This is a genomic window from Staphylococcus sp. HMSC14C01 (genome assembly GCF_001808085.1).
Lineage (GTDB): Bacteria > Bacillota > Bacilli > Staphylococcales > Staphylococcaceae > Staphylococcus > Staphylococcus hominis.
Genome location: NZ_KV792024.1, coordinates 21,436 through 32,219 on the forward strand (window position 1 = coordinate 21,436; position 10,784 = coordinate 32,219).

Genomic DNA, 10,784 nt, shown 5'->3' on the forward strand with positions numbered 1-10,784 from the left:
AGAGAGGATTCAAAAATATGTGGAAGTGGGAAACAGAACATGACGCTAAAGGCGTAATCATCATAGTACATAATATGTTAGAACATACTGGTAGATATGCGTATGTGATTACGATGTTGAGACGTAATGGTTATCACGTAATTATGGGTGATTTACCTGGACAAGGTCAAACTTCACGAGCTAACAGAGGTCAACTACAACGTTTTGAAATTTACCATGAACAGTTAGTTGAATGGATAAAAATTGCAAACGAATATAAATTACCAACATTTGTTATGGGTGTTGGATTAGGTGGTTTAATTATTCTCAATTTACTTGAAAAGACTGAACTACCTATTGAGGGCATATTACTACTCTCTCCAATGCTTGAATTTAAGAAAAATTATAAAACACGAAAAAATATGTTTATATCTAATATTGGAAAGAGCTCAAAAGGTACACAATTTAAATTAGGAATAGATTATGAAGATTTAACTCGTAATTCAGAAGTGATTAATGAGACAAATCATGACGGATTGATGTTAAAGAAAGTATCTTACAAATGGTTTAACATTATTAATGAAACGATGAAAGACACATCACAACATATTAAAGATATCAAACCGTTACCCACTTTATTAATGTATGGTACCGAAGATAAAATTTTAGAAACATCTTCAATAGATATTTTAAAACAACAATTTCTTGCAGATGAATTTTATTTTAAAGCGTGGAAAGGGTTTTATCATGAGATTCACAATGAACCTGAACGAGATCAAGTCATGAGATATATATTAACTTTCTTGAATAATAGCGTAAATACAATGGGATTTATTGTACAAGAAGAAGATATTGAGGAAGTATAAGATAATCTTTAAAAATCTATAAAGAATAGCTCGTAGAAGACAGATATCTACGAGCCTATTCTATATCAAAATTATGGTTATAATATTATAAATGAGCTAAAATTACAATATAAGTAGAATTATAACTATCAATTACTTTTTATAAATTGTATGAATTTAGTATTAGAATTATAATATAAATATTGATTTAAAAAATATAGTTGATATATTATTAAAAAATACCAAATCGTATAAACTTAATAATAAATTGAATTATAGTTATTATACATAATATGAGAGATCAAGGGGAATGAATGATGAAATTACAAAAAAAAGAAACGGTATCTATGGTATTGAAATTAGAGAAATTATTGAAGGATATAGATTCTATATTTAGAATTATTTATGAGAAGTATCATTTAAATAAAGAAGAAGTACTTATTTTATTAACGTTATGGGAAAAGGGGCCTATGACATTAAAAGAGATGGATCAATACGTTAATATCAAGTCATATAAACGAACAAGAACGTATAATAATTTAGTTCAATCTGATTGGGTTTACAAAGAGCGTCCAATTGACGACGAACGTACGGTTATTATCCATTTTAATGAAGAAAAAAATAAATATAGAAATGAATTATTAGATTTTATTACTACTATTATTAAAAGAAAATATGAATCTTTAGAAAATAGTTTGAATTCATTGATGAGCGTTTAATATAAAAAAACCCATAAATTAAAACTACGATTTGATGTTTTAATTTATGGGTTTTAAAATTTAACGTTTTTCAATCGCACATATAAAAGGTGCATGATTAACTTGATTGATAAATTGATATTTTAATATGTGTGCTTTACTTTGATCAAAGTTTTCGAGATATTTTAATAATTCATCTCTTTCGATTTGTCCTTCCTCATGTCCATGATAAATCACTAGTACAATAATACCTTCTGTACTTAATAGTTTAAAAATACTTTCAATAGCTTGAATAGTGGTTTCAGGTTTAGTAACAATGGATTTATCACCTTTAGGCAGATATCCCAAATTGAAAATAGCTGCATCCACGTTTCCGATGATATCACTTGGTATATCATTTAAGATATTTTCATGTCCATCATGTATCAATGTAACATGTTTAAAAGGTGCTATTTTTTCTTTTGTATGTTCAATAGCTTCTTTTTGTATATCGAAACCAAACACTTTGCCATTTGGAACCTGTTTAGCTAAAAATAGGGTATCATGGCCGTTACCACAGGTAGCATCAATAACAATACTATCTTCTTGAATATGTTGCTTAATAAGTGTTTTAGCAAAAGGAAGAATGCGTTCTAATTTCATGAATTCACCTTAGTATTAGATGTGTAAAACTTACCTTGATAAGATTCACGACGTGCTAATTCATCATCTATTTCATTGAGAACTTCCCACTTGTTAACACTCCACATTGGTCCTACCATTAAATCAATCGGTCCATCTCCAGTAATACGATGAATAATCATGTCTGGCGGAAGGATTTCAAGTTGATCACACACTAAGTTTGTATAATCTTCTTGCGTCATAAATTCAAGCATACCTTTTTCGTATTGTTTAACCATTGGTGTACCTTTAAGTAAATGTAATAAATGGATTTTAATACCTTGAACATCCATTTGTGCCACTTCTCGTGCTGTTTCCATCATCATATGATAATCTTCACTTGGTAAGCCATTAATGATGTGTGTACATACGTTAATATTATGTTTACGCAATTTAGCTACACCTTCGTAATACGTTTGCATATCGTGAGCACGATTAATTAAATCAGAGGTCTTTTGATGAACTGTTTGAAGACCAAGTTCCACCCATAAATAAGTACGTTGATTTAGTTCAGCTAAGTATTCAACCACATCATCTGGCAGACAATCTGGACGTGTAGCGATAGATAAACCAATAACTCCTTCTTCTTTTAACACAGGTTCATATTTTTCTTTTAAAACTTCTACAGGTGCATGGGTATTAGTAAATGCTTGGAAGTAAGCAATATATTTACCTTCACTCCATTTTTCATGCATTCGTTCTTTAATTTGTTGGAATTGTACTTCAATTGGATCGGCTCTATTTCCTGCAAAGTCACCACTACCAGCTGCTGAACAAAATGTACAACCGCCATGTGCGACAGTACCATCTCTATTTGGACAGTCAAATCCGCCATCTAGAGCAACTTTAAAAATTTTCTGTCCGAATTTATTTTTTAAATGGTAATTCCATGTATGATATCGTTTATTTTCAAAGGCATACGGGAAATACTTACCCATAACACATTATCCTTTCTATCTAACTTAGTTCTAAGTAAAGATTTTAACATATTTTAATGTTATAGTGTTTATTATAGTTCGATAAAAATATAAAGAGAGGACTTAAAAATTATGAATATACCTAGATCAGTATGGTGGCTAGTTATAGGAATGGCATTAAATATAACTGGCTCTAGCTTTTTATGGCCTTTAAATACGATTTATATGAAAGAAGAATTAGGAAAAAGCTTGACAGTTTCTGGGATTGTTCTAATGATTAATTCTTTTGGAATGGTAGTTGGTAACTTACTAGGTGGAACGTTGTTCGATAAGTTAGGTGGTTATAGAACAATCATGATAGGTACTATTACTTGTTTGCTTAGTACAACATTACTTAATTTCTTTCATGGATGGCCGTGGTATGCAGTTTGGTTAGTGCTACTTGGTTTTGGTGGGGGAATGATTGTTCCAGCAATCTATGCAATGGCTGGTGCCGTTTGGCCTAATGGTGGCAGAACAACTTTTAATGCTATTTACTTAGCTCAAAACATAGGTGTTGCTACCGGAGCTGCAATGGGAGGATTCGTTGCTGAATTTAGCTTTAATTTTATCTTCTTAGCTAATTTAATCATGTACGTATTATTTGGAATTGTAGCCTTTACGCAATTTAATTTAGAATACCATGCTAAAGTGAAATCACCAGATAGTCTAGATATCCAAAGTAAAGAAAATAAAAAACGTTTTATAGCTTTAATACTATTATGTGCCATGTTTAGTATTTGTTGGATTGGATACATTCAATGGGAAACAACAATAGCTTCATTTACGCAACAAATTAATATTTCAATGTCTCAATATAGTGTATTATGGACAGTAAATGGAATTATGATTTTAGTTGCACAACCATTAATTAGACCAGTCATTCGTTTGTTAAAAGGAAACTTAAAATATCAAATGTTTGTTGGTATTTTAATTTTTATGTTGTCATTCTTTGTTACAAGTTTTGCAGAACAATTTACTGTTTTCTTAATAGGAATGATTATTCTTACTTTTGGTGAAATGTTTGTATGGCCTGCAGTACCAACGATTGCCAATTATTTAGCACCGCAAGGTAAGCAAGGTCAATATCAGGGTGTAGTAAATTCTGCATCAACTGTAGGGAAAGCATTTGGTCCTCTAATCGGGGGTATATTGGTAGATACATTCAATATGAGTGCAATGTTCATAGGAATGATCATTCTTTTATTAATTGGAATGTTTTTCTTATCTATTTTTGATAAGGGTCTACCAAAACATTCACAACATGAAAATCGTTGAAAGACAACTTGAAATTAAACATATAAAATATGCTGAACCACTTGCAATTAGGTTACGAATCTCATAATATTAAACTGTATTGGAGTAGTAACTTAAATACTTTTCTAAAGAGAGCTAGTGGTGGTGCAAACTAGCGTTAAGAATTAAGTGAACTTACCGTTAATTAATCGAATTTAAAACATCTCTTACTATTATAAAGTGCACATGTAAAATGTGAATGAGGGTGGTACCGCGGCTAAAGAAAGTCGTCCCTGTCAAAAGTAATAGTTTGAGGTGTTTTATTTTTATTAGGAGGAAAATACTTTGGGTTATAATCACAAAGAGATTGAACAGAAATGGCAAAATTATTGGGCTGAGAATAAAACATTCAAAGCAAGCGATAATTTAGGCCAAAAAAAATTCTATGCATTAGATATGTTTCCATATCCATCTGGTGCGGGATTACACGTAGGACATCCAGAAGGATATACTGCAACGGATATTATTTCTCGTTATAAACGTATGCAAGGATATAATGTATTACATCCAATGGGGTGGGATGCCTTTGGATTACCCGCTGAGCAGTACGCGTTAGATACAGGAAATGATCCTAGAGAATTTACTAAAAAGAATGTTCAAACATTTAAACGTCAAATTCAAGAACTAGGTTTTAGTTATGACTGGGATCGAGAAGTTAATACTACAGATCCTGAATATTATAAATGGACGCAATGGATTTTTATTCAGCTTTATAATAAAGGACTCGCATATGTAGATGAGGTTGCAGTAAACTGGTGTCCAGCACTTGGTACAGTGTTATCAAATGAAGAGGTTGTAGATGGTGTATCAGAACGTGGAGGTCATCCTGTATATAGACGTCCGATGAAACAATGGGTATTAAAAATTACAGAATATGCCGATCGTTTATTAGAAGATTTAGATGAATTAGATTGGCCTGAATCAATTAAAGATATGCAAAGAAACTGGATTGGTCGTTCTGAAGGTGCACGTGTGTCATTTAATGTTGAAAATACTAATGACACTATTGATGTGTTTACAACACGTCCAGATACTATCTACGGTACAACATTCTTAGTACTTAGTCCTGAACATGCGTTAGTGAATGAAATGACTACTGATGACAAAAAAGAAGTGGTTAAACAGTATCAAGAAGAAGCATCAAAAAAATCAGACTTAGAGCGTACTGATTTAGCAAAAGATAAATCAGGTGTGTTTACTGGGGCGTATGCTATTAACCCATTATCAGGTAAAAAACTTCCAATTTGGATTGCTGATTATGTATTATCGACTTATGGTACGGGTGCAGTGATGGCAGTACCAGGACATGATGAGCGCGACCATGAATTTGCTAAGAAATTTGATTTACCTATCATTGAAGTCATCGAGGGCGGAAATGTTCAAGAAGAAGCATATACTGGAGAAGGAGCACATATCAATTCTGGCGAACTAGATGGGCTAGATAATAAAGAAGCAATTTCTAAAGCAATTACTTTACTCGAAGCCAAAGGTGCTGGCGAGAAAAAAGTGAATTACAAATTACGTGACTGGTTATTTAGTAGACAACGTTATTGGGGAGAACCAATTCCAGTGATTCATTGGGAAGATGGTACGATGACAACTGTGCCTGAAGAAGAACTTCCATTATTACTTCCTGAAACTGACCAAATCAAACCATCTGGTACGGGTGAATCACCATTAGCCAATATTGATGACTTTGTAAATGTTGTTGATGAAAAAACAGGCATGAAAGGTCGTCGCGAAACAAATACTATGCCACAATGGGCTGGTAGTTGTTGGTATTATTTACGATATATTGATCCACATAATGAGAATATGTTAGCAGATCCAGAGAAATTAAAACATTGGTTGCCGGTAGACTTATATATTGGTGGAGTAGAACATGCTGTCCTTCACTTACTGTATTCAAGATTCTGGCATAAAGTATTATATGATTTAGGTGTAGTTCCTACGAAAGAACCATTCCAAAAATTATTCAACCAAGGTATGATTCTCGGTGAAGGCAACGAAAAAATGAGTAAATCTAAGGGTAACGTTGTTAATCCTGATGATATCGTAGCATCACATGGCGCAGATACATTACGCCTATATGAAATGTTTATGGGACCATTAGATGCAGCTATAGCATGGAGTGAAAATGGATTAGATGGCTCTAGACGTTTCTTAGATCGTGTATGGAGATTATTCATTAATGAAGATGGGTCATTATCTAATAAAATTGTTGAAAATAACGATAATTCATTAGATAAAGTTTATAATCAAACGGTTAAAAAAGTGACTGAAGACTTTGATACTCTTAACTTTAATACGGCAATTAGTCAATTAATGGTATTTATCAATGATTGTTATAAAGCGAATCACATTTACAAACCTTATGTAGAAGGATTTGTTAAAATGTTAGCACCAATTGCCCCTCACATTAGTGAAGAGTTATGGCAACGTTTAGGCAATCAAGAAACTATTACGTATCAACCTTGGCCTACGTATAATGAATCATTACTTGTAGATGATGAGATTGAAATTGTAGTGCAAGTTAATGGTAAAGTAAGAGCGAAAATCAATATTCCTAAAGACTTATCTAAAGAAGATATGCAAGAGTTAGCATTACAAAATGAAAATGTTAAACTATCTATAGAAGGTAAAGAGATTAAAAAAGTTATCGCTGTACCTCAAAAATTAGTGAATATCGTTGCAAAATAATGGAAGAGGAGTTTTAAAATGGAAACAATTACAGTAGATCAATTAAAAGAGAAAATACTAGGATCTAATCCAGTAAATATTATCGATGTGCGAACAGATGAAGAAACTGCAATGGGGACAATTCCTGGTGCTAAAACTATTCCAATGGATCAAATTGCTGATAACTTAAATCAATTTAATAAAAATGAAACGTACTACATCGTTTGTGCTGCAGGTGTTCGTAGTGAAAAAGTAGCGAACTACCTTGAAAATGAAGGTATTCATGCAGTTAATGTTGAAGGTGGCATGCAAGCATGGGGTGATGAAGGTATTGAAATAGACAGTATATAATGATTTATAGATATTTAAACAATAATACAGAAAAACAGCGAAGTTATGATTCTTCGCTGTTTTTTTATAATTTAACTTATTTTTAATATTTTTATATTATTTAGTTGTAGTACTTTTAATTTTATTATGATATTATATTTAAGTGTGAATATAATATTATGTAAGTGAGAGTAACAACTATAGCATACATAAAACATTTTCATTATAACAATTGACATCAAGAGAGAACATCAAGGAGGAAACATAATGAATCTTTTTAAAAAACAGAAATTTAGTATTCGTAAATTTAGTGTGGGGACATTTTCAACGCTAATTGCTACATTAGTGTTTTTATCACATCCTGGTCATGCAGCAACTCATGATGCAGAAACAAATACAAGTGCGCCACAAACGAATGAAAGTGCGACGATTAATAAACAAAATACTAATATTGAACAACCACATAATGAAACAACGTCAGCAAATACATCTAATTCAAATGAAAATAATCGAAATAATGAAAGTAATACTTCAAGTGATTATTCAATTAACCGTGAACGTGAAGAAGGTACAGTGAATAATGTAATTAATAGCACTGAAAATAATACAAATCATAATGAGAAAGTAACAACTAATGACGTAGTTAGTAATGAAAATAATCATGAAACTACAAACGTTAATCAACCACATAGAAGAGGGAAACGTTCAGTAGATAACACTCCTAGTACTACAAATACAGATCCGATGGCTGTAAATGAACAAAATACTGGTCAAATCATTAATGGGACATTTACAGATAATTCACAGGGTGCGACGATACCGACTAAGAATTTAGAGTCTGCAATGAATGAAGCAAATACTGTACCGGGTTGGCATGTAAATAGTAATGATCAAACCATCATTCCATTAATTTGGGGTCCTAAATCGTTGCCCGCATACAATCCTTATATATTCGATAAAACCAATAATAAAATTGGTGTAGTACTATCAAAATATAATGGTAACTTTAATCAAGTTCCAGGTATAGCTGATCCTACAGTAGGATCAATTTACCAAGATGTTGATGTTACTCCTGGATCAGAAATCCAATTACATTATATTTCTAGTAGTATGAATAATATATGGGGGGTTAATGGTGCAAGAGTGTATATTTACGATGCGAATAATCCTTCTACACTTTTATATAAAGGAACTCCGGATATATTACAGAACCCAATTGGTAACTTTGTAGGTGTATTTCAAGTGCCAGAAACAGTCTCACGATTAAGATTAAGATTTGAATCGGCATTAAATCGTAGTACTGATTCTACTAATGGACATAGACTCCTTACTGGTCCTAATAACTTTGGAGGCGGAGTGTTAGCTGATGTTACCATTAATAGTGGCGCATATTTAACTGCGACAGTAAATAATACACACTACTTTGCACAATCTGGATCCATAAATGCTGATCGAGTTTATCAAGAAATAGGGTTTAGAATTGAAAATAGAGGACATTCTAGTTCAAATAAAACAGAATATACGATTGTTTTACCAGAAGATGTGACATATGTATCTACAAAAAATGCTACTGGAAAATTTAATGCAGCAACTAAAGAGTTAACAGTTAAAATAGATCGACTTGAAGCAGGAGCAAGTAAAAATATTTCTATAGGATTATCCTTACCAACTGATCGACCAATTGAAAAAGAATTCTTAGGACATTTGACTTATGTTACAGATGGTATAAATATGAATAGGTTAAGTGATTCTAAAGATTTTGGACGTAATAATGGCGATCATTATACAAGATACGGTGTGCATAATGAATTTGTAAGTGTTGATTCTGCTATGCGACAAGGAGATATTGTATTAGATAAACAAACTATTACAGTTAAAATGTATAAGCAACATTTGAGAGACAAAGTAACAGAAATTGAGGATGATTTAGCCAATCTTGATCAAAACGATAATTCACCAGAAGTATGGGAAGCAATGCAAGTGGTACTTAGAAAAGCTAAAGAAGTATTAGCTGAAACAGATGAGATGCCTATAAGTGAATTGAAAGATCAAGCAACGATTAATAGTATCGATTTAAATTTAGATAAAGCACATGCTAAATTATCATTAGACAAAGTTGCAAGAACTAAAAGAGCGCTCTTTATGGGTAACGATACAGCTACAATTGAAGAAAAAAATGCTGTGATTGAGCAAGTGAATCAAGCACTACAATCTAGTTATACAACTGTTGATCAATCAATGACTTCAAATGATGTAGCAACAAATAAAGACACTGGAATTAATGAAATTACAATGATTGATCTTACTCCAACAGTAAAGCAAGCAGCAATTGATGAATTAACTGAAAGAGCAAATGCTAAAAAAGTAGAGTTTGATAATAATCCTGATGCAACAGTAGAAGAAAAAGAAGCTGCAAAAGCAACGATTGATAATTTAGTGTCAGAGGCTACAACAAATATTATGAATGAAACTACAAATAATGGTGTAGCGCAACAAAAAACAAGTAGCATAGATAGTGTGAATGCTGCTACTATAACTCCAACTGTTCGAAGTAACGCTAGAACTGCAATAGATAATATAGCATCTGCAAGAAAAGTTGAAATAGATAAGGATAATAATGCAACTTTAGAAGAAAAAAATGCAGCTAAAACTGAGATAGATAATTTGGTAGCTAGAGCAAAAGCAGATATTAATAGTCTAAATCACAATAATGAAATTGAAATATTAAAAGAAAACAAAGTAAACGAAATATCACAAGTAGTAGCGCATCCAGTAAAGAAAAATGCTGCTGCACAAGCAATTGATCAAGCCGCTATAGCTAAAAAACAAGAAATTGATTTAATAGAAGATGCGACTATAGAAGAAAAAGAAGTCGCAAAGGTAAAAGTAGATAAAATAGTAACCGAAGCTAAAAATAATATTAATCAAGCAACTACTAATTCAAGTGTAGATGATGCACAAAATGAAGGAATAACTGCAATTAATGCAGTTATTCCAGAAGTGGTTAAAAAATCAGATGCAAGAGATACAATCGATGAGGTAGCCCGAATTAAAAAAGCAGCAATTGATCAAACACCTGATGCAACAGTAGAAGAAAAAGAGGCAGCAATAGCGAAAATAGATCAAGAGGTTACTAAGGCTAAGGAACAAATTCATCAAGCACTAAAAAATGAAAATGTAGATACTGCTAAAACAAATGGTACGAATTTTATTAATGCAATCCAACCAGAAATTACGAAAAAAATAAAAGCAAGAGAGGCAATTGATGAAGTAGCTAGAGCTAAGAAAGAGGCAATTGATCGAATCCAGGATGCGACAACAGAAGAAAAAGAAGCTGCAAA

8 protein-coding genes and 1 other annotated feature are annotated in these 10,784 nt (G+C 32.1%); of the genes, 6 read left to right on the forward strand and 2 right to left on the reverse strand.

The window, feature by feature from the left end; genetic code table 11:
* The first annotated feature begins 17 nt into the window (after positions 1-17).
* Together HMPREF3131_RS03855 and HMPREF3131_RS03860 are read left to right on the forward strand one after the other, a co-directional pair.
* Complete coding sequence (locus tag HMPREF3131_RS03855) at positions 18-845, forward strand: alpha/beta fold hydrolase (RefSeq protein WP_017176356.1); 828 nt, start codon at positions 18-20, stop codon at positions 843-845.
* A gap of 296 nt (positions 846-1,141) precedes the next feature.
* A complete protein-coding gene (locus tag HMPREF3131_RS03860; protein WP_002449620.1) occupies positions 1,142-1,543 on the forward strand; it encodes a transcriptional regulator, SarA/Rot family in 402 nt (133 codons plus the stop codon).
* Between the two features lie 60 nt (positions 1,544-1,603).
* On the opposite strand, the gene HMPREF3131_RS03865 is transcribed toward HMPREF3131_RS03860, so the two are convergent.
* Complete coding sequence (locus tag HMPREF3131_RS03865; RefSeq protein WP_017176355.1) at positions 1,604-2,164, reverse strand: tRNA 5-(aminomethyl)-2-thiouridylate-methyltransferase MnmM; 561 nt, start codon at positions 2,162-2,164, stop codon at positions 1,604-1,606.
* The gene (locus HMPREF3131_RS03870) at positions 2,161-3,120 is read right to left on the reverse strand and encodes a tRNA modification radical SAM protein MnmL/YtqA (RefSeq protein WP_070436469.1); all 960 of its coding nucleotides are present in this window, start codon (positions 3,118-3,120) and stop codon (positions 2,161-2,163) included. The genes HMPREF3131_RS03865 and HMPREF3131_RS03870 overlap by 4 nt, the downstream gene beginning before the upstream one ends.
* A 111-nt stretch (positions 3,121-3,231) precedes the next feature.
* Between HMPREF3131_RS03870 and HMPREF3131_RS03875 the strand changes: the two genes are divergently transcribed.
* The 4 genes from HMPREF3131_RS03875 to HMPREF3131_RS03890 form a co-directional block, all read left to right on the forward strand.
* Entirely contained in the window at positions 3,232-4,416 is a 1,185-nt protein-coding gene (locus HMPREF3131_RS03875) for an MDR family MFS transporter (RefSeq protein WP_025987199.1), read from the forward strand.
* 65 nt (positions 4,417-4,481) lie between these two features.
* Positions 4,482-4,672: a binding site (T-box leader), on the forward strand.
* Positions 4,673-4,719: 47 nt separating this feature from the next.
* On the forward strand, positions 4,720-7,134 hold the full coding sequence (leuS, locus tag HMPREF3131_RS03880) for a leucine--tRNA ligase (RefSeq protein ID WP_017176352.1): 2,415 nt from the start codon (positions 4,720-4,722) through the stop codon (positions 7,132-7,134).
* A gap of 18 nt (positions 7,135-7,152) precedes the next feature.
* Entirely contained in the window at positions 7,153-7,464 is a 312-nt protein-coding gene (locus tag HMPREF3131_RS03885; RefSeq protein WP_017176351.1) for a rhodanese-like domain-containing protein, read from the forward strand.
* Positions 7,465-7,710: 246 nt separating this feature from the next.
* Positions 7,711-10,784 (forward strand): SasC/FmtB family protein (locus HMPREF3131_RS03890; protein ID WP_141738174.1); only part of this gene is annotated, 3,074 nt, incomplete at its 3' end.

Coding starts and splice junctions, on each gene's coding strand:
- HMPREF3131_RS03860 (WP_002449620.1), top strand. CDS start 1,142: ATGAAATTACAAAAAAAAGAAACGGTATCTATGGTATTGAAATTAGAG.
- HMPREF3131_RS03855 (WP_017176356.1), top strand. CDS start 18: ATGTGGAAGTGGGAAACAGAACATGACGCTAAAGGCGTAATCATCATA.
- HMPREF3131_RS03870 (WP_070436469.1), bottom strand. CDS start 3,120: ATGGGTAAGTATTTCCCGTATGCCTTTGAAAATAAACGATATCATACA.
- HMPREF3131_RS03875 (WP_025987199.1), top strand. CDS start 3,232: ATGAATATACCTAGATCAGTATGGTGGCTAGTTATAGGAATGGCATTA.
- HMPREF3131_RS03885 (WP_017176351.1), top strand. CDS start 7,153: ATGGAAACAATTACAGTAGATCAATTAAAAGAGAAAATACTAGGATCT.
- HMPREF3131_RS03865 (WP_017176355.1), bottom strand. CDS start 2,164: ATGAAATTAGAACGCATTCTTCCTTTTGCTAAAACACTTATTAAGCAA.